The following is a 25,381-nucleotide window of genomic DNA, read 5'->3' as shown; positions in this document are numbered from 1 at the left end:
TTTTCACGGATTGGCTGAACAAACCGGATAATCACGACTGGCTTCGCCGGTTTCCAGCTCCTTCAGGCGCCTAGGGAAACTCTGCATAAGCGCCCATCATGCAGCGCAATTTGAGAAAATGACGGCATTGTCATTGAGTTGGTGAGGCAGATGAATCTGATGAAGCAACTGAGCTTGGCTGAGACGGGATTTTTGCCGAAAGCCGGCAAGCAAACCCGCAAGGCAGTGTTCCTGGCGGAGATGGAAACAGTGGTGCCGTGGTCGCGTCTTGAGGCGCTGATCGAGCCGTTCTATCCGAAGAAGGGAAACGGTCGTCCGCCGATGCCGTTGGGCACGATGTTGCGGATTCACTTCTTGCAGCAATGGTTTGGTTACTCCGACCCAGCAATGGAAGAAGCACTGCACGATGTTCCGTTGTTGCGTCGCTTTGCCGGACTGGATGCCTTCGAAGACGTGATGCCGGACGAAAGTACGATTCTTCGCTTCCGTCATCTGCTGGAGAAGCATGACCTGGCGGTGGCGATCTTTGCCGAGGTCAATGCCGTGCTGTCGGAGAAAGGCCTGTCGATGAAGCGCGGTACGGTGGTCGATGCCACGCTGATTGCAGCACCGAGTTCGACGAAGAACGAAGACAAGAAGCGCGATCCGGAAATGACGCAGACCAAGAAGGGCAATCAGTGGCACTTCGGCATGAAGGCGCACATTGGCGTCGATGCCGACAGCGGCTTGATACATACCGTTGAATGCACGACGGCCAAGGTCGCCGACATTGCGATGATGGAGAAGTGCCTGCACGGGGAAGAAGCCATTGCGCTCGGTGATCGCGGCTATCACAAGAAGAACCGGACGATTGACGCGTTCCAGAAGGAAGGCAATCTGTCTGTTCTGACACCGACCAAGAAGCCGGCTGGCGGCACGCTGACTGTGGAGCAGAAAGCGTTCAATCGGATGCTGTCCTCGGTGCGGGCAATTGTCGAACATCCGTTCCGAGTAGTGAAGCGCCAGTTTGGCTTTGTGAAAGTTCGCTACCGTGGTCTGGCGAAGAATACCGGGCAAATCGTGACGTTGTTTGCGCTGGCCAATTTGTGGATGGCGCGCAAGCGATTGTTGCCCTTGCTGGGCGAGGTGCGCCCGTGAAACGTGAAATACAGGGAAAACTCCCTGGATTTCCCGGTCAACGGTCGAAAATCGCCTATTTCTCATCGCTTTTATGACGACCTACCAGTAAATGGCCGGTTGTTCAGAGAGTCCCTAGCGTTCGATACGCTCATCCCGTCAAATTTGCTGTCACAGAGGTAGTAACTCGCTTCCGAGAAGGCGTGCCTGCGGCACAATTCCGCAACCGGCATCCCGGCTGCCGCTTCCCGCGGAAACCAATAATTTGCTCTTCGGTGAATTGTTTCTTCATATTCAATCTCCTTGTCGTAGCGGATTGGACGCTAAAGTCAGGCGCTACTCAATTCTGGCGGGACGTCGAGGGGGCCATTTTGGCTACTGGAGTTCGAAGCAGGTGCGGCGGTGCTCTTGCTGAGCATCGAGGACGATTCCAGCCTGCATAAATGTCTCTATTACCCCAAGGATCTGGTGGCCTGGGCAAAAGAAAATTCCGAGTGTTTCACGGATGGTGGTTTGAACGCCAGAACAGCAACGCCCCAACGTCCCCACCAGTTCCCCTGTCCCGAAACCGGCTCGTGGTTCACCACGGCCCAATCCGGCTCGCGCCGCTATTTGAAGCAAGATATCGTGATACCGGCGTTCGATAGTGATTACAGTGATACCTTCTGGCAGCGGTCGCCGGATCAGTCGGCATCGACGTGTAGAACGATCGATTTGTTCGTGAGTGGGAGCACTGCAACAGATGCTCCAGTCGCCACGCGGCGGGTCCGCCGCTGAAGCTTTGCCGCCTCCTCGCCGACGAGGGCAAGCCCTGCCGTTGCGCGCATGACCAATCGTCCTTTACCGACGATGCCTCGTGTCTTGGCCACGTATCCAGACACAAAAATGCCCCGGAATATTCCGGGGCATTTTTCAGCTACAACAAGGACAAAACCAGCAACGTTGCTGTTACTTTCAGGACGCTTCGTCGATCCAGGCCTGTTGAATCGCTTCGAGAATCTTCTCGCCGCAATGCTTGGGGTCGTCGTTGAAGCCGGGCAAGGCCATGACCCAGTCACGAAGGTCGACGAAATTGACGCCTAGCGGATCCTTGTCAGGGTGGGCTTCGGTCAATTCGATGGCGATGTCGTTGATGTCGGTCCATTTCATTTGCGATGCCCCTCCTTTGCCATGTTGATGCTGTATTTTGGAATTTCGACCGTCAGCGGCGTCTTGCCAACGACGGCCTGGCAGCCGAGGCGGGAGTTTGGCTCCAGGCCCCATGCCTTATCCAGGAGATCTTCCTCGACCTCCTCTGCCGGTTCCAGGGAGTTGAAGCCTTCGCGCACGATGACGTGGCAGGTCGTGCAGGCGCAGGACATCTCGCAGGCGTGGTCGAGTTCGATTTCGTTGGCCAGCAGGTTTTCGCAGATGGACTTGCCCTCCTCCGCTTCGATCACCGCGCCATCCGGACACAGTTCGACGTGGGGCAATACGATGAGTTGGGTCATGCCTTTTCTCCGTCTTCTCCAACCTGAATGTCATCGACGTTACGGCCGGAGAGTACTTTCTTGATGCTTTGATCCATGCGGCGATGGGCAAAGGTTTGTGTTTCGTAGCCGAGGTCGTCCATGGCGATGTTGATCAGGCGGCGGTTGTCGCCGGCCATGGTTTCGGCGAGCTTGGCGATGGTGGCCTTGATCTTGGCGATCTCGGCCGCGTTCAGCAGATGGGCATCTTCGGCCAGAGCCGCTTCGGTCGCCTCGATCATGCGCTGAGCTTCGACCTGAGCCTCCTTCAGCGCACGCGCCACGGCGTCGTCCTTGGCGTGTGCCATCGAATCCTTGAGCATGCCGGCGATTTCGTCGTCCGACAGGCCGTAGGACGGCTTGACCGTAATGCTCGATTCGAGGCTCGTCGTTTGTTCGCGTGCTGTAACCGATAGAAGGCCATCGGCATCGACCTGGAAGGTAACGCGGATACGCGCCGCCCCGGCAACCATCGGCGGGATGCCGCGCAGTTCGAAACGAGCCAGCGAACGGCAATCCGAAACCATTTCCCGCTCGCCCTGGACGACGTGAATGGCCATTGCGGTCTGACCATCCTTGAAGGTGGTGAATTCCTGGGCGCGAGCCGTTGGAATGGTCGAGTTGCGCGGAATGACCTTCTCGGTCAGGCCGCCCATGGTTTCAAGGCCGAGCGATAGCGGAATGACGTCGAGAAGCAGCCAGTCATCCTTTCCCGTCTTGTTGCCGGCCAGCAGGTTGGCTTGCGTTGCGGCACCGAGAGCGACGACTTTGTCCGGATCGAGGTTAGTCAGCGGCTCCTGGCGGAAGAAATCGCCGATCGCTTTCTGGATTTGCGGCATGCGCGTAGCGCCACCAACCATGACGACGCCCTTGACGTCATCCGCGTGCAGCCCGGCATCGCGCAAGGCTTTCTTGACCGGCTGGAGGGTCTTGGAAATCAGGGTCTGCGTGATGCTGGCAAAGGTCGCCACGTCGAGCTTGACGTCGATCATTTCGCCGCTGGCGAGACGCAGCGAGATCGGGGCTTCCGGATTATTGGTCAGAAATTCCTTGGCCTCGCGGCAGCGCATCATCAGGCGGCGCGAATCTTCCGGCGACAGCGGCTGCGGCTTGGCCTGCTCGATCACCCAGCAGTAGATGCGATGGTCGAAATCGTCGCCGCCCAGAGCAGAATCGCCGCCGGTGGACATGACTTCGAAAACGCCTTTCGTCAGCTTGAGGATGGAAATGTCGAAGGTTCCGCCACCCAGATCGTAAACCGCATAGACCCCTTCGGCGGCGTTATCCAAGCCATAGGCAATGGCTGCTGCGGTGGGTTCGTTGAGCAGGCGCAGGACATTGAGGCCGGCCAGACGAGCGGCGTCCTTGGTAGCCTGGCGCTGCGCGTCGTCGAAGTAGGCCGGGACTGTAATGACAGCCCCGACCAGATCGCCGCCCAGCCCCGCTTCGGCTCGTGCCTTCAGGACTTTCAGTATCTCCGCGGAGGTCTCAACCGGGCTTTTGATGCCGGCATGGGTTTTGACGCGGACCATGCCGGGCGTTTCGACGAAGTCGTAGGGCATCGATTCGATGTGGGCGATGTCCTTGGTACCCCGCCCCATGAAACGCTTTACCGAAACGATCGTGTTCTTGGGATCGACCGCCTGGTTTTTCTGGGCGTCGTAGCCAACCTCGGTCGTGCCGTCGGCATGATAACGAACCACCGACGGCAGCAAGGGGCGCCCCTGATCGTCGTTCAGGCAGACGGCGATGCCGCTGCGTACGGTGGCCACCAGTGAATTGGTGGTGCCGAGATCGATACCGATGGCGAGCTTGTGCTCGTGCGGCGCCGCCGATTCGCCCGGTTCGGCGATTTGAAACAAAGCCATTGTTTATTCTTCCAGCGACGCCAGCGCGTCGTCGATTTCGTGCAAAAGTTTTTCCAGGAACATCAGCCGGCGCACGCGGTCCGTCGCCAGAGTGAAATCACCCACATCGTCCAGCAACTGGCCGAGTTCTTCGTAGCGGGATTTGATATCGCTGCGCAGGCGGTTGTGCAGGCGTTCCAATTCATGATGATCGCCGCCGCCACGAGCTTCCATCACGGCCTCGCGCCACTCCATCTGTTCCATCAGGAAGTCGGCCGGCATGGCGGTATTGTTTTCTGCCTGGATATCGTGCCCGGCCAGATGGAGCATGTACTTGGCCCGTTCCAGCGGCTTTTTCAGCGTCTGGTAAGCCTCGTTGGCATGCGTCGCCCACTGCATGGAGAGGCGCCTTTCGGCTTCGCCGGCATGGGCAAAACGATCTGGATGCACCTGCGCCTGGATGTCGCGATAACGCGAGTCCAGATCCGACAGGTCGAGCCTGAATGTCGGCTTGATTCCAAACAGGACGAAGTGATCGGCCTTGAAATCCATCAGACGTTGAACGACTCGCCGCAGCCGCACTGGTCCTTGACGTTGGGGTTGTTGAACTTGAACCCCTCGTTCAGGCCCTCGCGGGCGTAGTCCAGTTCCATTCCGTCGAGGTAAGGCAGGCTCTTGGCATCGACGATCACCTTGACGCCAGCGCTTTCAAAGACCAGATCGTCTTCGTTCACCTCGTCGACAAACTCCAGCTTGTACGCCATGCCGGAACAGCCGCTGGTACGCACGCCGAGGCGCAAGCCGATACCCTTGCCCCGCTTGGTCAGGAAGTTGGCGACGTGTTTTGCCGCCTTGTCGCTCAAGGTGACGCCCATGCTTATTCTCCGTGCTTTTTCTTGTAATCCGCCACGGCTGCCTTGATGGCATCCTCGGCCAGGATCGAACAATGGATTTTAACCGGTGGCAGTGCCAGTTCTTCAGCGATTTCGGTGTTTTTGATGGCCAGTGCCTGATCCACGGTCTTGCCCTTGACCCATTCGGTCACCAGGGAAGACGAGGCAATCGCCGAGCCGCAACCATAGGTCTTGAACTTGGCATCTTCGATGACGCCGGCCTTGTTCACCTTGATTTGCAATTTCATGACGTCGCCGCAAGCCGGGGCGCCGACCATGCCGGTACCCACGCCATCGTCTTCCTTGCCGAAGGAGCCGACGTTACGCGGATTCTCATAGTGATCAATGACTTTTACGCTATAGCTCATGCTGTTTCTCCTAAATTCGGTTGTCTGTTGCGCGTGACCGGTCGCCGCCTAATCGCGAGCGCCTGGTAGCTGGCAACTTAATGGGCCGCCCACTGAACGGTGCTCAGGTCAATGCCGTCCTTGTACATTTCCCACAGCGGCGAAAGCTCACGTAATTTGCCAACTTTTGCATGCAGAAGATTGATTGCATAGTCAATTTCCTCTTCAGTGGTGAAGCGGCCAATGCTAAAACGGATCGAGCTGTGCGCCAATTCATCATCGCGCCCCAGGGCGCGCAGGACGTAGGAAGGCTCAAGGCTGGCCGAGGTGCAGGCGGAACCCGAGGAAACCGCCAGATCCTTGATGGCCATGATCATCGACTCGCCTTCGACATAGGCAAAGCTGATGTTCAGGTTGTGCGCCACGCGCTGTTCAAGATCGCCGTTGACGTAGGTGGCCTCGATATCCTGCAACCCCTTGAGCAACTTGTCGCGCAAGGCGCCGATGCGCTTGTTTTCTTCGGCCATTTCTTCCTTGGCCAGACGGAAACACTCACCCATGCCGACAATTTGGTGCGTTGCCAGCGTGCCGGAGCGGAAGCCGCGCTCATGACCACCACCGTGCATCTGAGCCTCGAGGCGGATGCGCGGCTTGCGGCGGACGTACAGGGCGCCAATACCCTTCGGGCCATAGGTCTTGTGTGCGGAGAAGCTCATCAGGTCGACCTTGAGTTTCTGCAGGTCGATTTCCACCTTGCCGGTTGCCTGGGCGGCATCGACATGGAAGATGACACCCTTCTCGCGGCAGATTTCGCCCAATTCGGCGATCGGTTGTATGACACCGACTTCGTTATTGACGAACATGACCGAGGCAAGCACGGTATCAGGGCGAATCGCGGCCTTGAAAGCCTCCAGATCGAGCAGGCCGTTTTCCTGGACATCCAGATAGGTCGCCTCGAAACCCTGACGCTCCATTTCGCGCACCGTATCGAGGACAGCCTTGTGCTCGGTCTTCACGGTGATGATGTGCTTGCCCTTGGTGCCGGCATAGAAATTGGCAGCTCCCTTGATGGCGAGGTTGTTCGACTCGGTCGCGCCCGAGGTCCAGACGATCTCCTTCGGGTCGGCATTGACCAGCGCGGCCACCTGCTCGCGCGCCTCCTCAACCGCCGCATCGGCCACCCAGCCGAAGCTGTGCGAACGCGAAGCGGGATTGCCGAAGTTCTCGCACAGGTAAGGAATCATTTTTTCCGCAACGCGCGGGTCGACCGGGGTCGTTGCCGAATAATCCAGGTAGATCGGGAGTTTCATCGTCATTCTCGCTAAGTCGGGTTGTTCAGACAGCCAAGGCTGTCAGTCCTTGCAGGCGTCCGACCGTAGCCTGCAGGGCGTTGATGAATTGTTCAATATCGGCCTCGGTGTTGCCGGCCCCCAGGCTGACACGTACCGCACCGCGCGCGCTTTCCGGCTCCACGCCCATCGCCCGCAGCACATGCGAGGGTTCGGGGTTGGCGCTGGAACAGGCTGCGCCGCTGGCTACTGCAAAACCCTCGCGGTCCAGCTTGCCGACCAGGGTTTCACCATCGATGCCGGGAAAAGCGAAATAGGTGGTATTGGGCAAACGGTCTGCGCCTTGGGCGAATATTCTAGCGCCCAGTCCAAGCAGTCCGGCCTCCAGTGCTTTTTGCATGGCACGCAACCGAGCCGGCAGTTCGGCAACGCGCTGTGCCGCAAGTTCCGCCGCCACGCCAAACCCGACAAGGGCCGCCACATTTTCGGTGCCTGAGCGCAAACCGCGCTCATGGCCGCCACCGGCAATCTGCGGCTGAATCTCGACACGCTTATCCAGAATCAGCGCTGCCGCGCCTTTTGGTCCGCAAGCCTTATGCGCCGACAAGGTCATCGCATGCAGACCGGCAGCATTGAGCGCCCGGAAATCAAGCACCTGCTTGCCCAACATCTGGACGGCATCGGTGTGAAACCAGCCACTTCCCTTTGCAGCCTCGGCAAGCCGTTCGATGTCTTGAAGAACGCCCGTCTCATTGTTGGCTGCCATGACGGACAGCAGCCTGGGCTTGAGTTGCAGCGCTTCGGCAAAATCCGCCGTATCGATACGCGCGTTTGCATCGACCGCCAGCGTACGCACCCGCCATCCTTGTGCCTGGAGTTGCAGCGCGGGTTTCAGGATGCAGGGGTGTTCGACGGCACTGACGGCAATGACACCTGCCTTCAGACATCCCGCCGCTCCCTTGACAAAAAGGTTGTTGGCCTCGCTCCCACCACTGGTGAAAACCACTTCGGTGGGGTGCGCATTCACCGCCGCAGCGACGCGCTGCCTGGCCTCGTCGATTGCCTGCCGCGCCTGCCGGCCATATTCGTGGCGACTCGACGCATTGCCGTGCTGGCTTTCCAGCCAGGGCAGCATGGCGGCCAGCACCGCCGGGTCAATCGGCGTCGTGGCGTTATGGTCGAGATAGACAGGGCGAAACATGGCGCGAATCAGATGGCGACGGAAATCTTGTCACGCGAAATCTTGGCTCGCGGCTGCGGACCGAGGCGGCGCTGATCCTCAACGACCGCCATGCCGGGAGAGCGTTTCTGCCGCTCGCGTTGAACCAGATGCTCGAGCGTCACCGAGGCGAGATATTCGTACATCTTCGTATTCAGCGTCGTCCACAGGTCGTGGGTCATGCAGCGATGCTCGTCGTGGCAATTCTCACGACCACCGCACTGCGTGGCATCGAGTTGCTCGTCGACGGCACGAATGATTTCCGAAACCGGCACCTGATCAAGCGGTCGGGCGATGCAGTAGCCGCCGCCGGGGCCGCGGACGCTGTCCACCAGCTTGTGACGACGCAACTTGCCGAACAACTGTTCGAGATAAGACAGGGAGATTTTCTGGCGCTCGCTGATGCTGGCCAGTGCCACAGGCCCTTCTTCGCCGCGCAAGGCCAGATCCATCATGGCCGTCACGGCGAAACGCCCTTTGGTCGTCAAACGCATTTTCGAACTCCTGAAAATAACCTAGTAAGCGGGTCAACTATAAGCAAGCAACAGCCGATTAGTCAACTATTTTACTCAGGTATTGCGGATCGAAAGAATCGGCAGCCTCAACCTCGCTGTCGCACTTCACGCCTTGCGCCGCCAGTTCCCGAACCAGGGAGGCAAGGCGACGATCGGTTTCCGCGGCGTGATCGAGCAAGCCATGAATGGCCTTGGCCAGCGGGTCATCCTGATCACGCCCGACCGCGTAGGCAGAGAAGCCCATCTTCTCGGCCTGCGCCTGCCGTTGGCGGCCCTGCTCCGTATTGTCCAGAATCCGTGCCGGATTGCCGACGGCCGTCGCGCCGGCTGGAACAGCCTTGGTCACTACGGCATTGGAGCCCACCTTGGCGCCGGCGGCGATGGTAATCGGCCCCAGGACCTTGGCCCCGGCGCCAATGACAACACCACTCTCCAGCGTTGGATGCCGCTTGCCCTTGTTCCACGAAGTGCCGCCGAGCGTGACGCCGTGGTAAAGCGTGACATCGTCACCGATGACAGCGGTTTCGCCGATCACCACACCCATGCCGTGGTCGATGAAAAACCGGCGGCCGATGGTAGCGCCGGGATGAATCTCGATCCCGGTCAGCATGCGCGACAGATGTGCCGTGAAGCGGCCCAGCCAGCGAAAGCGGTGCCCCCAGAGCCAATGGGCGACACGATGCAGGATCAGGGCGTGAATTCCCGGATAGCAGGTCAGGACCTCCCAGAACGAGCGTGCTGCCGGATCGCGGTCAAAGACCGCACGAATATCCTCACGCAAATTCCGGAACATGGAAGCCGATCTCCCCAATTCAAAGAGGGGCAATTTTAGAATACTCGAGTGAATTTGTCAGCTATTTCACCAATCGGGGCTCCAATTTATCCGCTTATAATCCACGCTTCATCAAGCAGCCGCCATCGATGCTCCCCCGCCATCTTCCGGCTGTTTTCGGCATTCTCGCCCTGCTTGGCAGGTGCACGATGGCACCTCCCGCTGCTCGGAAGCCGTCTATCGCGCAAAAACGAATTGAAAAACCATGAACGAACTGCATCAGGAACTGAAAGCCTTCATCATCGAGACCATGAATCTCGAAGACCTTAGCCTCGCCGACATCGGCGACGACACCCCGTTGTTTGCCGACGAAGGCCTGGGCCTGGATTCCATCGATGCTCTGGAACTGGTGCTGGCACTCAAGAAGAAATACGGGATCGTGATCGAGGCCAACGACGAAGGCTCGCGCCAGCATTTGCGTTCGGTCAATACGCTTGCCAAGCTTGTTGCCGAGCAGCGGAAGATTTGAATATCAACTGATCCGAACTGCTCCGGGCATTGAGGAAGTGCCATTGCCCAAGAAAACGGAGCCACGGGCAAGACAGGCAATACGCCCAGGAAAAGAAAGAACGTGCTGCCCACATGGCGCAAACGGCGTGCGAGGCTTGGCCCTTGAGCGCTCTGCGTTCGAATCGATCACCTCGAAGCGTACCCCCGGCTCGACACCGGGCATGCCTGTCAATGAAAGTCCCGGCTGAAAGTCTCCAGTCTGCCCAGCCAGGCGGACAGGTCAACCAGCCGCTTGGCGACCAGGTGGACGACCTCGCCTTCCACCTGTAATTGCCCGAAAACACCGAGGAGGCTGGCACCGAGGAGTTCGCGGCGCTGCCTGTCGACCAGTCGGGGGTGAATGACGACGTTGGTCAGGCCGCTTTCGTCTTCCAGGGTAACGAACACGATGCCGGTGGCGGTTCCCGGTCGTTGGCGTCCGACGACGATGCCGGCCGTGCGGACCAGAGCCCGGTTTCCGGAGCGCTTGAGCTCGGCGGCCGGAACGAAACGACGCCCGGCCAGCCGGGTGCGCAGCAAGGTCAGGGGATGGGCGCGCAGCGTGAGGCCGAGGTGCTGGTAATCGGCGACCAGATTCTCGCCTTCAGTCGGCGGTAGCAGTGCAATTTGCGGCTCCGCTGGCGCGATGCCGTCGAAAAGATCACCCTGCACCACTGCTGCCGTGGCAGCCCAGGCCGCCTGCCGGCGGTGCCCGGCCAGGCTGCGCAGGGCATCGGCGGCGCCCAGCAAATCAAGGTCGCGGCGTTGCAGCCCAGCGCGTGCCGCCAGGTCGGCGACATTGCGAAAAGGACTGTTCCGTCGTGCCGTCGCGATGCGCTCGGCGACGGACTGCGAGAAGCCGCCGATTTCGCGCAGGCCGAGGCGCACCGCTCCGGCGTGCTCCAGCGTGCTACCCCAATCGCTGGCGGCGGCATCCAGCGGCAGGACGTCGACACCATGGCGGCGGGCGTCCTGGATCAGCATCGACGGCGAATAGAAACCCATCGGCTGGCTGTTGAGCAGCCCGCACAGGAAGATGGCCGGGTGATGGCGCTTGAGCCAGGCCGAGGCATAGACCAGCAGGGCAAAACTGGCGGCGTGCGATTCGGGAAAGCCGTATTCGCCGAAGCCCTGAATTTGCAGGGTGATGCGTTCGGCGAATTCGGCAGGCAGGCCGTTGGCGGCCATGCCGGCGCGCAGCTTGTCCTGGTAGCGCTGCAGGTTGCCCTTGCGCCGCCAGGCAGCCATGGCACGGCGCAGCTCGTCGGCTTCGCCCGGGGTGAAACCGGCGGCGACGATGGCCAGCTGCATGACCTGTTCCTGGAAAATGGGCACGCCATAGGTGCGTTCGAGCACCTTGTCGACGGCCGGTGAAATTTTTTCGATGCGTTCCCGCCCCTGGCGTCGCTTCAGGTAGGGATGCACCATATCGCCCTGGATCGGACCCGGCCGGACGAGCGCCACCTCGACGACGAGGTCGTAGTAGCAGCGCGGCCGGAGACGGGGCAGCATGGACATCTGGGCGCGCGATTCGACCTGGAAGACGCCCATGCTGTCGGCGTGGCCGAGCATGGCGTAGGTGGCCGGGTCTTCGGCCGGAATGTCGCACAGGCGCCAGACCCGGCCGGTCGTCCGGCTCAAGGTGTCGAGCATGCGGCGCAGCGCCGACAGCATGCCGAGCGCCAGCACGTCGACCTTCATCAGGCCGACGGCATCGAGATCGTCCTTGTCCCACTGGATCACCGTGCGCTCCGGCATCGCTGTGTTTTCAACCGGCACCAGACGGGCCAGCGGACCGCGCGACATGACGAAGCCGCCGACATGCTGGGTCAGGTGGCGGGGAAAGCCACGCAGTTGCCCGGCAATCCACAACCATTTCTCGACGCGCGGCGACGCAGGGTCGAGCCCCTGCTCGGCAAAGCGCTCGGGCAGCTGTTCCCGTTTATCCCACCAGGCCAGCGAGGCGGTCAGGGCGTCGATGCGCGCCGCCTCGAAACCAAGCACCCGCCCCGCGTCGCGCAGGGCGCCCTTGGTCCGGTAGGTAATCAGCGCCGCGGTCAATGCCGTGCGCTCGCGGGTGTATTTGCCGTAGATGTAGGCGATGATTTCGTCGCGCCTTTCGTGCTCGAAATCGACATCGATATCCGGCGGCTCGCCACGCTCCTTCGAGATGAAGCGCTCGAACAGCATGGCGGCGCGCGCCGGATCGACCTCGGTGATGCCCAGCGCGAAGCAGACGGTCGAATTGGCAGCGGCGCCCCGCCCCTGGCAGAGAATGCCGAGCTTGCGCGCGTGGCAGACGATGTCGTAGACCGTCAGGAAATAGGCTTCGTACTTGAGTTCGGCGATCAGGGTCAGTTCGTGCTCGACGCGCTGCTGAACGGCAGCGGGAACGCCTTGCGGGTAGCGGGATTGCAGGCCGCGTTCCGTTTCGTGGCGCAACCAGGAGCTTGCCGAGTGTTGCGGCGGGACGATCTCCTCGGGGTATTCGTAGCGCAGTTCGTCGAGCGAAAATTCGCACTGTTCGGCGATCTTGAGGGTTTCGGCCAGCAACTCGGGCGGATAGAGGCGCGACAGGCGCAGCCGCGTCCGCAGATGCCGTTCAGCGTTGGGAAACAAGGCATAGCCCGCTTCGAAGAGCGTCGTTTTCAGGCGCAGGGCGGTCAGCACATCCTGTACCGGGCGTCGGTCGCGAGTGTGCATGTGAACGTCACCTGCCGCCACCAATGGCAGGCGACAGGCCGTGCCCAAGGCTTGCAGGTCGGCCAGCTTCGCCGCATCGTCCGGCCCGGCGTGCAGTTCGGCGGCAATCCAGAGGCGGCCGGGGAAGCGTTCGGCCAACCACCGCCCATCCTCGCTGGATGCCTTGTCATCCGGAATCCAGAGAACCAGGCAATCGGGCAGCGCGCCGTTCGGCGAAACGGCGGTCAGGTCGTGGCGCTGCAGCGTGTAATTCCCCTTTCCTGCCCGCCGCCGTGCCAGGGTGATGAGTGCCGAAAGGTTGCCGTAGCCCTCGCGGTTCCTGGCCAGGAAAACGAGCTTGAGGCCGTCGGCTGTCGTCATTTCGCTGCCGACGATCAGTTTCAGGCTGCTTCGCTTGGCGGCCTGATGCGCCCGAACGATGCCGGCCAGCGAGCATTCGTCGGTCAAGGACAGCGCCGCATAGCCCTGCTCGGCCGCGCGCTCGATCAGTTCGTCCGGATGCGAGGCGCCGCGCAGGAAGCTGAAATTCGACAGGCAATGCAACTCGGCATAGGCAGGCAACGACATGACTTCACCGTTTCAGGCAAACAGGCCGTGCAGGAACCAGCCCTCGGCATTGCGAAAAACCCAGGCCCACTGCCCCTGCGGGTTGCGGGCCACGAAATAGTCGCGTCGGACATCGCCGGTAGCCCCCTGCTCACCGGTGTCCCACCAGCCGCTTTCCAACCTTTCGGACCTCGACAACAGCTTGAGCGGCCCTTGCCAGTCCGGGCTGCCCGCCCGTTCGGCGAGCGGCTGCGGCTTCGGCAACAGCCACAGCGGGCGCGGCAGTCCGGGTTGCCCCGTCTGGTTTTCGGGCATTCGGCCTGCCGACGGACGTGGGGTGATCACAGCATCCCGCTCGCGGCTTGCCCGCTCCGGCCGATAATCGGCGACCGCATCCAGCCCCTGCACGGCGCACGCACCGAGGCGGGCGCGCAAGCGTTCCAGGCAGGCCAGATGGCCCTCACCGTTTGTCGTCGCGGCGAACAGGGAGGCGCTGCTTCCGGGCTTTTCCGCCAGCTCGTCGGCCTGCAGGCGAACCGCCTCGACCGGCGCCGGCAATTGCCAGCGCCCCAAGTGTTCGCGCAGCAGGCGCAAAAAACGCGCCTCGTCGGCGGCTGGCTCGGCAAAGCTCAAGGAAAGATCGCTCGGTGCGCCGTCATCGTGCCGGAAGCGCAAGGTGCAGCGGCGCAGCAGCAGCTGCCGCGCATTGAGCCAGCCGGCCAGCGCCGAGAACAGGCGTTGGCCGGAAAAGACGAGGGCTTCGGCATGCTCGACGCGGGATGGCAGCTCAAATTCGCTGGCAAAGCTTTCCGGAAAAGCGAAAGCCGCTTGCGGATCCGGCAGATCGCCCCAGGCACGGGCCAGATCGTCCATCGGCCGATTGCCGATGCGCCGTCGCAAGCCGCTTCCCGGCATGGCGCGCAAGGCGCCGAGCCGCCGCAGACCGAAGGATTCCAGGCGGGCGACGGTTTCGGCCGGCCAGTCGGGGATATGGCACGGTAAATCGGCGAGCACCACGTGCAGGCCGGCCGCTGCGCGATGGATCGTTCCGTTGCCGGCACGCGCCAGCCAGCGTGCGCCGAGCGGTGTCGGCGCCACCGCCCAGCCGGGGGCATGGCCTTGTTCGACGCAACCGGCCGTTACGGCGTCGACAATCGGCTCGATGCCGCCGAAAAGACGGAGGCAGCCGCCGATTTCGAGCAGGAGCTCGTTCGGCTGAGCCAGGCTGACGCAGGGAGTGAATCGCCCCGCCCAGCAGGCCAGGTTTTCGAGGGTTTGTCGCTCGCGCGCCATGTCACGCTCGAAAACCGATAAGCCCGGCAACAGGCCCAGCGCGGTCGACAGCTTCTGGGCGGGACGAATGCCGGCGGCGATCGCTTCCGCATCACCCAGCACGACCCGGCCACGTACAACCACCGCGCTAGGCGGCTGGCGCAGCGGCAAGGCTTCGATCGGCAATCGGGGAAAGGACAGGGCCAGCCACAGCACGCGAACGTCTCCCGGGACGGGGAATGGAGGATGCGTACGGCAAGTCCAGCGGCCGGGATGCCGGTCTGCCGCGCCGCTTCAGGATGCGGATGCGCAAGGCGTCGCCGTTGCCCGCCAGCGCCACCCGCAAGGGCGCCGGCGACGGCATAGCCGCCGCAGCCATCGAACGCCACAGGCAGGCCAGTGCCGAACGCCCTTCCGCCGCGACCTGCAGGCGGCGCAGCGCCTTGGCATCGATGCCCTCGCCCGGCCAAGCCAGCACGCCAGCGAAACCGCCGCAGGCGAGCAGTTGCTCGATACTCCAGGCCGTATCCATTCCGGCCCGGATGATGACCAGCCGTTCCAGCGCGACACCTGCCGCCGCCCAGGCCGGAGCATGTGGCAGCCACGGCGGCGTGACTAGGGCCAGCCAGCCCCCGGCCTGCGACAGCCTGACCAGCGCCGGCAGCAGCAGGCTCATTTCGCCAACGCCGTTGTGCTCGACAAGCAGTTCCGTCAGGGCGCCGCGCGGCCAGCCGCCGCCGGGCAATTCGGCGTCGAGTTCGGGATGGCCGCTGGGAATGGCGACCTCCGCCAGGGAGGCCAGCGTGTCGCCGCGCCAGACATCGCCTCTGGCCAGCACATCCGCCAAAGCGACCGGCAACGGCAAGGCGTTCATGACAGCTTGGAACCCGCCCCGCGTATCAGACCGACGGCCACGCCCTCAATGGCGAATTCGACTTCGCCGGGGCGCACGATGATGGGCTCGAAGTCCGGGTTCTCGGCAATCAGCTCGATATGCCCGCCCTTGCGCTGCAGGCGCTTGACGGTGACCTCCTCGTCGATGCGGGCGACGACGATCTCGCCGTCGCGGGCCTGGTTGGTCTTGTGCACGGCGAGCAGATCGCCGTCATAGATACCGACGTCGATCATCGACAGGCCGCGCACCTTGAGCAGGAAGTCGGCGCGCGGATTGAACATGCCGGCGTCGAAGGCGTAACGAGCCTGCACGTTTTCGACGGCGAGAATGGGCGAGCCGGCCGCCACGCTACCGATCAACGGCAGGCCCAGCTGTTCGACGAGGCGGATGCCGCGCGCCGAACCGGGTTCGAGATTGATGGCGCCCTTCTTGGCGAGCGCCTTGAGATGGTCTTCGGCCGCATTGGGTGAGGCGAAACCGAAGGCGGAGGCGATTTCCGCCCGCGTCGGCGGCGCGCCGAGTACCTCGACGGTGTTTTTGATGAAATCGAGAATTTCCTGCTGGCGTGGCGTGAGCTTCATGGTCTGCTCCCTGCAAAATTCGTTAGCTGTATTTTTGTACAGTAATCAATTTTTGGCAAGCGGAGAATCCTGGGTTGCCCATCAAGGCACGAGGCGATTTGCCAGTGAGTTGTTGTGGTGCGACAAGCCGATGCCCGTTCCATTGCTGCGGAGCACCGACGGCAAGGCACCGCAGAGCGACCGCTCGCGCTCGTACAGGCCCGCAAGGGCCGCCTGATGGACAATTCGGGATTAGGCTACACTCTGCCCCCCCTCACCATCCGGAAACCCCAGCATGAAGCTGCAACACCTGGCGATCGGCGATCGCTTCGAATACGACGGCAAGATTTTCGTGAAGACCGGCCCGGTCACGGCCTCTTCGGAAAACGGCGGGCAGCAGATGATTCCCCGCTATGCAATCCTCAAGCCGCTCGACGCTCCGGCCCGCGACGACGACAAACCCGGCCCGCGCCGTAAGGTGGAGGAGAAAAAGGTGCTCGCCGCATTCGACGATTTTTACCGGACCTGCAGCGAACTGCTCGACACATCCGCCCTGCCCGCGCTGGCCGAGGCGCGCGAACGCTTTCTCGGCCGCCTCAGGTAATCAAGCCGCAGCCGGGCGGGCCACCGGCGCTTCGCGGATGGGCAGGTTGAGCACGGCGGCTGCCGCCGCCAGTGCCATGTCGGCATACCACATCCAGCCGAAGTCGCCGAATTGCGTGATGGCCAGGCCGCCCAGCCAGGCGCCGAGGAAACCGCCGATCTGGTGCGACAGCAGCGTCATGCCGAACAGCGTCGCCAGGTAGCGGATACCGAACAGTTTACCGACGATGGCGGCGGTCGGCGGCACCGTGGCCAGCCAGGTGAAACCGAGACCGGCGGCAAAAACATAGAAGGTCCATTCGGTGCGCGGCATCATCAGATACCAGGCGACGAGCAGCGCCCGCGAACCGTACATCATCGCCAGCACGTACTTGCTGCGGTACTTGGCAACGCAGGAACCGGCATACAGGCTGCCGAAGATATTGGTCAGGCCGATGATCGCCAGCGACCAGCTGGCCACGGCGGGCGGCAGGCCGCATAAATTCACCTCGCCCGGCAGGTGGGTGACGAGAAAGGCAATGTGGAAGCCGCAGGTGAAGAAACCGGCATGCAGCAGCAGGTAACTGCGATCCTGCATAGCCGTGCCAAGCGCCTTCAGCACACCGCCGTCGTCATCCTGCACGTGCATGGCCTGCGTCGATTGCGTCAACTTGCCGACCAGCGGCAAGGCCAGCAACGCCGTGGCCGCCATCGCCCACATGGCATTCACCCAGCCCAGGTCCTGAATCAGTTTTTGCAAAATAGGCGCGAAGACGAACTGTCCGAAGGAGCCGCCAGCATTGATCAACCCGGAGGCTGCACCACGCGCCTCGACCGGCATACGCTGGGCGGCGGCGCCAAGCAATACGGAAAAACTGCTGGCCCCCGAGCCCATCGCACAGAACAGGCCCAGCGACACGGCAAGGCCGAAGCCGGTGCCCATGTACGGCGTCAGCGCACAACCGACGGCCAGCATCACGATGCCGGCGATCAGCACGACACGCGGCCCGTGGCGGTCGGCAACGGCACCGGCCAGCGGCTGGATGGCGCCCCAGGTGAACTGCCCGATGGCCAGCGCGAAACTGATGGTGGCGATGCCCAGTCCGGTCGTGTCGTTGAGCGGCGCGACGAACAAGCCCTGCGATTGGCGGATGCCCATCGAGATCATCATGATCCCGGCGGCCGCCAGCGCGGTGATGAGAATGTCGGGACGGTTCAGTGCGCGAAACATGGTGTGATGCCTGTTGGTTGCCAGCACGAACTATAGTCGCCAAATCGGTGACCAAATAGCTCATAATCGGCACCATATCGTCAACGGAAAATTGACAGATGAACTGGCTCAGCAGTTGGGAAAGTTTTGTCCGGGTAGTCGAAACCGGCAATATGGCGGGCGCTGCCCGCCGTCTGGATTGCACGCGCGCCCAGATCAGCAAGCAGATCGCCGAACTGGAGCGCAATTTCGGCGTCCGGCTGTTCGAACGCTCGACCCGCAAGCTGGCCCTGACACCTTCCGGCGAGGTCTTCTACCAGCATGCGTTGCGCGCCCTGGATGCCGTGGCCAGCACCGAAATCGCCGTGCGCAACCTCGGCGACACGCCCTGCGGCCTGCTGCGCATCAGCGCCTCGCTTGCCTTCGGCCGCCTGTACATCGCCCCGCTGCTGCCGCGTATCACGGCACAGTATCCGGAACTGGAATGCGAGCTGGTTCTTTCCGACCAATTGCTCGATCTGTTCGACAACAACATCGATCTCGCGCTGCGCCATACCAAGGCGCCTCCCGAAGATGCCGTTGCCCGCCGTCTGTTTTCCATCGAACGCGTCATTTGCGCCACACCGGACTATCTGGCGACGCACGGCAGGCCGCAACACCCGGGCGACCTGGCTTGGCATGCCTGCTTTGGCTACCTGCAGGCCGAAACCAGCAGTACGCTCGAACTGCTGGGAGGTAACGGCGAACGGACCAGCGTACCGATCTCCAGCCGCTTTCGTTTCAACAACCTGGACTGCATCTTCGGCGCCGTCATGGCCGGGCATGGCCTGGCCATCCTGCCCACCTACATGGCCGGCCCTGAAATCCGGCGCGGCAACCTGGAAACCGTGCTCGACGACTACGAGCCTCTGACCGGTCTCGGCCGCGACCTTTACGCCTGCTATACCCCGAGCCGGGTACGCCTACCAAAAGTTCGCGTTTTCCTGGAGGAACTGGAGCGCGAATTCTCCCCGGTGCCGCCCTGGGGAAACCTCAGGTCGGCAGATCGAAACCCTTAAGCTTGCGGTACATGTCGACCGCGTAGGAATCGGTCATCCCGGCGACAAAATCGGCAACCTGCAGGAGCCGGATGTACGGATCGGGATCCGGCTCGCCGTTGTGGCCAAGGAATTGGAGCGGCAGCAGTTTCATCAGCATGCGTTCGCGCGTCGTGAAACGTGTGCCCTGCACCCCGGCCCTGGCTTCGACGGCGTTGGTGAATAACCCGAGCAAGGCACCCAACACCTCGAAACCGGCGGTTTCGATCTCCAGTGCCGGACGCGCGGTATAGATGGTTTCCTTGGCAAGCTTGAGAACGGCCTGCAAGGGACGGGCAATCGGCGAGTTCTCCAGCAGTTCGTCATCGAATTCGCCGCTCAGGATCGCCGACTCATTGGCGAGAAAAACCGCCGCGGCACCATTGATCAGACAACCGATGGCCTTGGCGCGCAGGTACTCCAGGCGCTCCTTGGGATCATGCAGGTGGGCCAGGCGGCCGCCATTGACCGCGCTGCCCGCCAGATCGCCGAGCAGGCATTCGGCATCCTTGTACGGCACGAAGCCAAGGCGTGCCGCATCCTCGAGGTCGACAATCAGGTAACAGGTGTCATCCGCCACCTCGACCAGCGAGGCCAGCGGATGGCGGCGCCAGGCCTGGCCCGGAATGCGTTCGACCATACCGGTCGCGCGCGCCACTTGGGCGAAATTGTCCGCATCCTGCTGGAAGAATCCGAATTTCTTGCTGCTCTTGCCATCCAGTGCGCAGTCGATATGGGAGGGGCGTGGATACTTGGTGAACGTGGCAAGCACCGCGCTGGTCAGCTGCAGCCCTCCCGGATTGGCCGGGCTTTGCAGGCGGCTGACGATACGGAACCCCTGGGCGTTGCCTTCGTAGCGCTCGAAATCGGCCCGCTGTGCCGGTGTGAAGGCATGGCGTTCAAGCAGACCGGAGTTACGGAACCACTCGCGAATGGCATCTTCGCCGGCGTGGCCGAAAGGCGGATTGCCGATGTCGTGGGCCAGGCAGGCTGCCGCAACAATGGCGCCGAAATCGCCGGATTCCACATCCTTCAGCCCATGCCGGGCGATGATTTCGCGACCGATCACCGCGCCCAGCGAGCGGCCGACGCAACTCGCCTCCAGGCTGTGTGTCAGGCGGGTGCGGACGTAATCGCTCTTGGAGAGCGGGAAAACCTGCGTCTTGTCCTTCAGGCGACGAAACGCCGAGGTAAAGACGATGCGGTCGTAGTCCTGTTGAAAGGCGGTTCGCTCGGCTGACCCCGGCGCCTTGCCGGCACCGAGACGTTCGCTCGACAGCAGTTTTTCCCAGATTTTTCGTTGGCCCATGCGCTTCGGATTGTCGGATGCAATGGGCTGCGAGTTTACTCCGCTTCGAGCAATGCCCGCACGTGATCTGGCAAGGGAACCGATTTACCGTTCTGGGTATTCATCCACACCACCTTGGCGGCGCCTTCGGCATAGACCCTGTCGTCGCCCTCGATACGCATCTCGACGTAAGTCTGGCAGCTGGATCGGCCGATGGCACCGACATAGGTCCGCACTTCGACGGTGCCCGGGTAGTTCATCGGGATCAGGAAGGTGCAACTGGCGTTGATGATCACCGGGCCGTCGCCGCCGGGACGAACCTGTATCTTCATGTCCTCGATCCACTCCACTCGTGCCTGTTCCATATAGCGAAAATAGACGGTGTTGTTGACGTGTCCATAGGCATCCATGTCACCCCAGCGGATAGGCATACGGGTGACATGAATCAGCTTTTTCTTGTGTTCCATGAGTACGAATACTAGAGTGGGGTTGATCAAAAATTTTCCATACTGTACCGTATTGAAAATAAGCTCACAATAATTCGCTCAAGGAGACATCATGGAACGCGAATCCATGGAATTCGACGTCGTCATCGTTGGCGGCGGCCCGGCCGGTCTGGCCTCGGCGATTCGACTCAAGCAACTGGCGGCGGAAAAAGGCAAGGACATCAGTGTCTGCCTGATCGAGAAAGGTGCCGAGATCGGCGCCCACATCCTGTCCGGCGCCGTCATGGACCCACGCGCCCTGAGCGAACTGCTACCCAACTGGAAGGAAGACGGCGCCCCGCTCAACGCCCCGGTGTCCGAAGACCGTTTCTTCATTCTCTCCGAAACCGGCGCCACCCAGGTGCCGAACAGCGTCTTGCCCGGCTGCTTCCACAATGAAGGCAATTACGTCATCTCGCTCGGCAACGTCTGCCGCTGGCTGGGCGAACAGGCCGAGGCGCTGGGTGTCGAGATCTACCCCGGCTTTGCCGGCGCCGAAGTGCTGTTCGACGAGCAAGGCGCGGTCAAGGGGGTCGCCACCGGCGACATGGGGCGCCTGCACGATGGCTCGGAAGGCCCGAATTTCCAGATGGGCATGGCCCTGCTCGGCAAATACACCTTTTTCGCCGAGGGCTGTCGCGGCCATCTCGGCAAGCAACTGATCGAGAAATTCGACCTGAACCGCGACGCCGATCCGCAAACCTACGGTATCGGCCTCAAGGAGTTGTGGGAAATCCAGCCTGAAAAACACCAGCTCGGCCTGGTCGTCCATAGCGGCGGCTGGCCGATGCAGCCCGATACCTACGGCGGCGGCTTCCTCTACCACCTGGAGAACAACCAGGTCGCCGTCGGCTTCGTGGTCGGCCTCGGCTACGAGAACCCGCACCTCTCGCCCTACGAGGAATTCCAGCGCTACAAGACGCACCCGGAGATTCGCAAGTTCCTCGAAGGGGGCAAGCGCATCGCCTACGGTGCCCGTGCCCTAGTGGCTGGCGGCCTGCAGTCGCTGCCCAAACTAACCTTCCCGGGCGGCGTCCTGATCGGCGACGACGCCGGTTTCCTCAACGCGGCGCGCATCAAGGGCTCGCATTGCGCCATCAAGACCGGCGCCCTGGCCGCCGAAGCATGCTTTGACGCGCTCGCCGCCGAACGCCAGAACGACGAGCTGATCGCCTATCCAGAAGCATTTAAAAACAGCTGGTTATACAATGAACTTCACAAGTCACGTAACTTCAAGCCCTGGATGGCCAAAGGCCTGAAACTGGGTTCCCTGATGTTCGGTATCGACCAGATCGTGTTCGGCGGCAAGGCGCCGTGGACCCTGCGCCACAAGACGCCCGACCACGCCAAACTCAAGCCGGCCAGCGAATGTCCGAAGATCGATTATCCGAAACCGGATGGCGTGATTACCTTCGATCGACTGTCCTCGGTCTTCCTGTCCAGCACCAATCACGAGGAAGACCAGCCCTGCCATTTGCAGTTGAAGGATCCGGCAGTCCCGATCAGCGTCAACCTGGCCAAATACGATGCGCCGGAACAGCGTTTTTGCCCGGCCGGCGTCTATGAAATCCTCGGCCAGGAAGAGGGGCAGCCGCGCCTGCAGATCAACGCGCAAAACTGTGTCCACTGCAAAACCTGCGACATCAAGGACCCGACCCAGAACATCAACTGGGTTGTGCCGCAAGGCGGCGAAGGTCCCACCTACCCCAACATGTAATCGTCAACCTTCCGACATGCCACGGTTCTCGCCCGTAATGGACGCGAATTGTGGCTTATCGGTTTATAATCCTCGGGCTTAACCCCCCTAGGGAGAACAACACATGGGCTTTCTCGCCGACAAGAAGATTCTGATCACCGGACTGCTGTCCAAGCACTCCATCGCCTATGGCATCGCCAAGGCTTGCCATCGCGAAGGCGCCCAACTGGCCTTCACCTACCAGAACGAGCGCTTCGAAGACCGCATCAAGAAGTTCGCTGCCGAATTCGGGAGCGACATCACCATTCCGGTCGACGTCAGCAGCGACGAACAAATCGACAATCTGTTCGTCGAACTCGCCAAGCGCTGGGATGGTCTCGACGGCCTGGTGCATTCGATCGCCTACGCTCCGACTGAGGCCATCGAAGGCGACTTCCTGAACGGCATCACCCGCGACGCCTTCCGCATCGCCCATGACATCTCGTCTTACAGCTACGCCGCGCTGGCCAAGGGTGCCCGCCCGATGATGCAAGGCCGCCCGAACGCCTCGATGCTCGCCCTCTCCTATCTGGGCGCCGAGCGCACCATGCCCAACTACAACACCATGGGCCTGGCCAAGGCCAGCCTGGAAGCGGCGACCCGCTACCTCGCCTTCTGCCTCGGCCCCGAAGGTATCCGCGCCAACGCCATTTCCGCCGGCCCGATCAAGACCCTGGCCGCCTCCGGCATCGGCAACTTCGGCAAGCTGCTCGCCTACAACTCGCACAACGCCCCGCTGCGCCGCAACGTGACCATCGATGAAGTCGGCAACGCTGCCGCCTTCATGCTGTCCGACCTCGCCAGCGGCATCACTGGCGAGATCATGTACGTCGACGGCGGCATGAACACCGTCGCACTAGGCAACGCAGACCCGCTGCCGGCCTGATTCATTCAATCCGCTTCACAAAAAAGCCGATCAGATTGATCGGCTTTTTTATTGCCAGATTTTGGCAAAAAAAAGCGGGCCGCAGCCCGCTTCTTGAATTCACCTCGATGGAAGCTTACTTGTCCTTGGCTTCCAGTGCCGCTTGGTTGATTTCGACCTTGTAGCGGGCGCGCAAGGCGGCGAGGTAGAGCTGGATTTCTTCCTTGGCCATCAGGTTGCCCAGTTGCTGGGTCATGCCCTTGCGGGTTGCATCGTCGATCTTGTCGCCAGGAACGACCTTATTCAGCTTGACCAGCACGTAGCCAGCTCCCGGCAGCTCGACGCCGGTATAGGCCGGTAGCTTGCCAGTTTCGAGGCGGAATACCGCTTGTGCCTCGACCGGCGAAATGGCGCGGTGATCGAGGCGGGAAACGGTCTTGGCTGCGCCCCAGTTCAGCTTGTCTTCCCCCTTGTTGAGAGCAGCCAGGCGTTCGGCCCCCTCCTTGGCGGCCAGCGCCTGGGCTTCCTTGCGCTTAAGCAGGGTCTCGATGCTGGCCTTGACGCCTTCAAATGGCTGCAGGTCGGCCGGCTTGTAATCGACAATGCGGGCGGAAACCAGGGTGTTGGCGGCAACTTCGACGGCTTCGGTGTTGCGCTTATTCTTGACCGAATCGCCTGAGAACAGGGCGGCAAGAATCTTTTCGTTGCCCATCACGCCGTTGGCGGGCGAAGCCTGACGGCCGAGCCAGTCGGTCTGTTTTACCGTCAGTTTGAATTTCTCGGCAACAGGTCCGAGGCTATCGGACTGCTCGTACACCATGTTGCTGAAGGCTTCGGCAGCTTCTGCGAATTTGCGCGAGGCGGCGGTCTTCTTCAGTTCGGCCTCGATCTCGCCGCGGACTTCGGCCAGCGGCTTTTCCTTGGCGGCATGGATGCCGGTGACCTTGATGATGTGAAAACCGAAGTCTGACTCAACGACGCCGGAGATTTCACCTTCCTTGAGGCCGAAGGCGCTGTCCTCGAAAGACTTGACCATCGTGCCGCGACCGAAGAAGCCCAGATCGCCGCCCTTGGCTGCGGAGCCCGGGTCATCGGAATTCTTCTTGGCCAGATCGGCAAAGGCGGCCGGCGTTTTGCGGATTTCGGCCAGCAATTGCTCGGCCTTGGCTTTGGCCTTGTCCTTGCCCAGTTTCTCGGAGGCGACCAGGATGTGGCTGGCGCGGCGCTCCTCGGGTTGCTGGAAGCGATCCTTGCGGCTGTCGTAGGCGGCCTTGATTTCGGCTTCGCTGACACTCAGCTGGGCACCGATGGTTTCCATCGACAAAACGACGTATTCGGCCTTGGCCAGTTCCGGCGTCTGGAACTGTTTGCTGTTCTCGTCGTAAAACTTCTTCGCAGCGTCGTCGGCCAGCTTGACCTTGTCGAGATAGCTATCGACGTTCAGGCGGTATTCGACGATTTCGCGTTTTTCGGTTTGCAGGGCCAGCAGGCGGTCGCTGACGGAGCGAGCGACAACGCCGGACTGACCGAGGGCGCCAGCCAGTTGCTGGACGGTCAAATCCTGGCGCAACTGCGCTTCGAAGCCTTGGGGCGACATGCCCTGCGCCCGTAGTGCGGCTTCGTAGCGCTCGACCGAGAACTTGCCGTCGACCTTGAAGGCCTCGACCGAAGCGACCATCTGGCGAACCGCATCGTCGCTGGCAAACATACGGTTCTTGCCGGCCTCGATCAGCAGCAGGCGCTGGTTGATCAGGTCGTCGAGAATCGCCTTGCGGGCCTCGGGGTTGTCCAGCATCTTGGGGTCGAATTGCGCGCCAAGCTGGGTGCGCAGGCGCTCCTGCTGCTCGCGCAAGGTTTGCTGGAACTGTTGGTGGGTGATCTTCACATCGCCAATGGCGGCCACGTCGCTACCGGCTCCGGAATTGCGCACGTAGGAATCCACGCCGAAAAAGGCGAACGGCAGAGCGATCAGCGCAAGGAAAACCTGGACGATTCTTTTGTTGTTACGGACTGCGTCGAACATGAGCAGAAAAATCCTTCGGATGCGTTCAGAAAGGCAAAAAGCAGCTTGCCCAAAAAGGGCCAATCATACCCCAGTTTGCCCCAGCC

At 61.6% G+C, this 25,381-nt stretch carries 25 protein-coding genes and 1 pseudogene; 7 read left to right on the top strand and 19 right to left on the bottom strand.

The annotated features are described in order from the left end of the window. Nucleotides 1–159 precede the first annotated feature (159 nt). Nucleotides 160–1,137 carry an IS5 family transposase gene (locus AB6Q56_RS06575; protein ID WP_205231579.1) on the top strand — a complete coding sequence of 326 codons (978 nt, stop codon included), beginning with the start codon at nucleotides 160–162 and terminating at the stop codon, nucleotides 1,135–1,137. A gap of 113 nt (nucleotides 1,138–1,250) precedes the next feature. On the opposite strand, the pseudogene AB6Q56_RS06570 reads toward AB6Q56_RS06575, so the two are convergent. Further along, a pseudogene (locus tag AB6Q56_RS06570) lies at nucleotides 1,251–1,408 on the bottom strand (transposase); the annotation flags it as partial. A gap of 116 nt (nucleotides 1,409–1,524) precedes the next feature. Between AB6Q56_RS06570 and AB6Q56_RS06565 the strand changes: the two are divergent. Continuing rightward, the gene (locus tag AB6Q56_RS06565; protein ID WP_434516294.1) at nucleotides 1,525–1,893 is read left to right on the top strand and encodes a hypothetical protein; all 369 of its coding nucleotides are present in this window, start codon (nucleotides 1,525–1,527) and stop codon (nucleotides 1,891–1,893) included. A gap of 177 nt (nucleotides 1,894–2,070) precedes the next feature. Here AB6Q56_RS06565 and iscX read toward each other — a convergent pair whose 3' ends face one another. The 10 genes from iscX to cysE form a co-directional block, all read right to left on the bottom strand. Further along, nucleotides 2,071–2,265, bottom strand: coding sequence for a Fe-S cluster assembly protein IscX (gene iscX, locus AB6Q56_RS06560; RefSeq protein WP_434516293.1), 195 nt, complete (start codon nucleotides 2,263–2,265; stop codon nucleotides 2,071–2,073). After that, nucleotides 2,262–2,606 (bottom strand): ISC system 2Fe-2S type ferredoxin, encoded by a 345-nt coding sequence (gene fdx / locus AB6Q56_RS06555; protein WP_434516292.1) that lies wholly within the window; start codon nucleotides 2,604–2,606, stop codon nucleotides 2,262–2,264. Before fdx ends, iscX begins: the two co-directional genes overlap by 4 nt. Next, entirely contained in the window at nucleotides 2,603–4,492 is a 1,890-nt protein-coding gene (hscA, locus tag AB6Q56_RS06550) for a Fe-S protein assembly chaperone HscA (protein WP_434516291.1), read from the bottom strand. The genes fdx and hscA overlap by 4 nt, the downstream gene beginning before the upstream one ends. A 3-nt stretch (nucleotides 4,493–4,495) precedes the next feature. After that, nucleotides 4,496–5,023 (bottom strand): Fe-S protein assembly co-chaperone HscB, encoded by a 528-nt coding sequence (gene hscB / locus AB6Q56_RS06545; RefSeq protein WP_434516290.1) that lies wholly within the window; start codon nucleotides 5,021–5,023, stop codon nucleotides 4,496–4,498. Beyond that, a complete protein-coding gene (iscA, locus tag AB6Q56_RS06540) occupies nucleotides 5,023–5,346 on the bottom strand; it encodes an iron-sulfur cluster assembly protein IscA (protein ID WP_150428908.1) in 324 nt (107 codons plus the stop codon). Before iscA ends, hscB begins: the two co-directional genes overlap by 1 nt. 2 nt (nucleotides 5,347–5,348) lie before the next feature. Continuing rightward, nucleotides 5,349–5,732: a Fe-S cluster assembly scaffold IscU gene (gene iscU / locus AB6Q56_RS06535; RefSeq protein ID WP_434516289.1), complete on the bottom strand. Its 384-nt coding sequence runs from the start codon at nucleotides 5,730–5,732 to the stop codon at nucleotides 5,349–5,351. A gap of 77 nt (nucleotides 5,733–5,809) precedes the next feature. Then, nucleotides 5,810–7,021, bottom strand: coding sequence for an IscS subfamily cysteine desulfurase (locus AB6Q56_RS06530; protein WP_434516288.1), 1,212 nt, complete (start codon nucleotides 7,019–7,021; stop codon nucleotides 5,810–5,812). Nucleotides 7,022–7,046: 25 nt separating this feature from the next. Further along, a complete protein-coding gene (locus AB6Q56_RS06525; RefSeq protein WP_434516287.1) occupies nucleotides 7,047–8,201 on the bottom strand; it encodes a cysteine desulfurase family protein in 1,155 nt (384 codons plus the stop codon). Nucleotides 8,202–8,209: 8 nt separating this feature from the next. After that, nucleotides 8,210–8,713, bottom strand: a complete 504-nt coding sequence (gene iscR / locus AB6Q56_RS06520; RefSeq protein WP_434516286.1) for a Fe-S cluster assembly transcriptional regulator IscR — start codon at nucleotides 8,711–8,713, stop codon at nucleotides 8,210–8,212. Nucleotides 8,714–8,771: 58 nt separating this feature from the next. Then, nucleotides 8,772–9,527, bottom strand: coding sequence for a serine O-acetyltransferase (cysE, locus tag AB6Q56_RS06515; protein ID WP_434516285.1), 756 nt, complete (start codon nucleotides 9,525–9,527; stop codon nucleotides 8,772–8,774). A gap of 244 nt (nucleotides 9,528–9,771) precedes the next feature. Between cysE and AB6Q56_RS06510 the strand changes: the two genes are divergently transcribed. After that, complete coding sequence (locus AB6Q56_RS06510) at nucleotides 9,772–10,035, top strand: phosphopantetheine-binding protein (RefSeq protein WP_434516284.1); 264 nt, start codon at nucleotides 9,772–9,774, stop codon at nucleotides 10,033–10,035. Nucleotides 10,036–10,244: 209 nt separating this feature from the next. Here the strand turns inward: AB6Q56_RS06510 and AB6Q56_RS06505 are convergent, their stop codons facing one another. Genes AB6Q56_RS06505 through lexA form a run of 4 tightly spaced genes read right to left on the bottom strand, consistent with a single transcriptional unit; the run spans nucleotide 10,245 to nucleotide 16,052 of the window. Further along, nucleotides 10,245–13,325 carry an error-prone DNA polymerase gene (locus tag AB6Q56_RS06505; RefSeq protein ID WP_434516283.1) on the bottom strand — a complete coding sequence of 1,027 codons (3,081 nt, stop codon included), beginning with the start codon at nucleotides 13,323–13,325 and terminating at the stop codon, nucleotides 10,245–10,247. Between the two features lie 12 nt (nucleotides 13,326–13,337). Beyond that, nucleotides 13,338–14,792 carry a Y-family DNA polymerase gene (locus tag AB6Q56_RS06500; protein ID WP_434516282.1) on the bottom strand — a complete coding sequence of 485 codons (1,455 nt, stop codon included), beginning with the start codon at nucleotides 14,790–14,792 and terminating at the stop codon, nucleotides 13,338–13,340. After that, on the bottom strand, nucleotides 14,725–15,450 hold the full coding sequence (gene imuA / locus AB6Q56_RS06495; protein WP_434516281.1) for a translesion DNA synthesis-associated protein ImuA: 726 nt from the start codon (nucleotides 15,448–15,450) through the stop codon (nucleotides 14,725–14,727). Before imuA ends, AB6Q56_RS06500 begins: the two co-directional genes overlap by 68 nt. Next, nucleotides 15,447–16,052, bottom strand: coding sequence for a transcriptional repressor LexA (gene lexA, locus AB6Q56_RS06490; protein WP_150428919.1), 606 nt, complete (start codon nucleotides 16,050–16,052; stop codon nucleotides 15,447–15,449). Before lexA ends, imuA begins: the two co-directional genes overlap by 4 nt. A 274-nt stretch (nucleotides 16,053–16,326) precedes the next feature. Between lexA and AB6Q56_RS06485 the strand changes: the two genes are divergently transcribed. Further along, the gene (locus AB6Q56_RS06485; RefSeq protein WP_434516280.1) at nucleotides 16,327–16,635 is read left to right on the top strand and encodes a hypothetical protein; all 309 of its coding nucleotides are present in this window, start codon (nucleotides 16,327–16,329) and stop codon (nucleotides 16,633–16,635) included. Here the strand turns inward: AB6Q56_RS06485 and AB6Q56_RS06480 are convergent, their stop codons facing one another. Next, on the bottom strand, nucleotides 16,636–17,844 hold the full coding sequence (locus AB6Q56_RS06480; protein ID WP_434516279.1) for an MFS transporter: 1,209 nt from the start codon (nucleotides 17,842–17,844) through the stop codon (nucleotides 16,636–16,638). It lies immediately after the preceding gene. 98 nt (nucleotides 17,845–17,942) lie between these two features. Between AB6Q56_RS06480 and AB6Q56_RS06475 the strand changes: the two genes are divergently transcribed. Further along, a complete protein-coding gene (locus tag AB6Q56_RS06475) occupies nucleotides 17,943–18,881 on the top strand; it encodes a LysR family transcriptional regulator (RefSeq protein ID WP_434516278.1) in 939 nt (312 codons plus the stop codon). Here the strand turns inward: AB6Q56_RS06475 and dgt are convergent. Together dgt and AB6Q56_RS06465 are read right to left on the bottom strand one after the other, a co-directional pair. Then, complete coding sequence (dgt, locus tag AB6Q56_RS06470) at nucleotides 18,856–20,208, bottom strand: dGTP triphosphohydrolase (RefSeq protein WP_434516277.1); 1,353 nt, start codon at nucleotides 20,206–20,208, stop codon at nucleotides 18,856–18,858. The genes AB6Q56_RS06475 and dgt overlap by 26 nt on opposite strands. Nucleotides 20,209–20,243: 35 nt before the next feature. Further along, nucleotides 20,244–20,654, bottom strand: coding sequence for an acyl-CoA thioesterase (locus AB6Q56_RS06465; RefSeq protein ID WP_434516276.1), 411 nt, complete (start codon nucleotides 20,652–20,654; stop codon nucleotides 20,244–20,246). 91 nt (nucleotides 20,655–20,745) lie between these two features. Here AB6Q56_RS06465 and AB6Q56_RS06460 point away from each other — a divergent pair, with 91 nt between their 5' ends. Both AB6Q56_RS06460 and fabI read left to right on the top strand, forming a co-directional pair. Next, nucleotides 20,746–22,389 (top strand): electron transfer flavoprotein-ubiquinone oxidoreductase, encoded by a 1,644-nt coding sequence (locus AB6Q56_RS06460; protein ID WP_434516275.1) that lies wholly within the window; start codon nucleotides 20,746–20,748, stop codon nucleotides 22,387–22,389. 103 nt (nucleotides 22,390–22,492) lie between these two features. Then, the gene (gene fabI, locus AB6Q56_RS06455; protein ID WP_434516274.1) at nucleotides 22,493–23,293 is read left to right on the top strand and encodes an enoyl-ACP reductase FabI; all 801 of its coding nucleotides are present in this window, start codon (nucleotides 22,493–22,495) and stop codon (nucleotides 23,291–23,293) included. Between the two features lie 115 nt (nucleotides 23,294–23,408). Here the strand turns inward: fabI and AB6Q56_RS06450 are convergent, their stop codons facing one another. Further along, on the bottom strand, nucleotides 23,409–25,295 hold the full coding sequence (locus tag AB6Q56_RS06450; protein WP_434516273.1) for a SurA N-terminal domain-containing protein: 1,887 nt from the start codon (nucleotides 25,293–25,295) through the stop codon (nucleotides 23,409–23,411). Nucleotides 25,296–25,381: the final 86 nt, after the last annotated feature.

It is taken from the genome of Dechloromonas sp. ARDL1, assembly GCF_051122455.1.
Classification (GTDB): domain Bacteria; phylum Pseudomonadota; class Gammaproteobacteria; order Burkholderiales; family Rhodocyclaceae; genus Azonexus.
The sequence above is the reverse complement of the archived record's forward strand: the minus strand, read 5'-3'. Positions and strand labels throughout refer to the sequence as shown.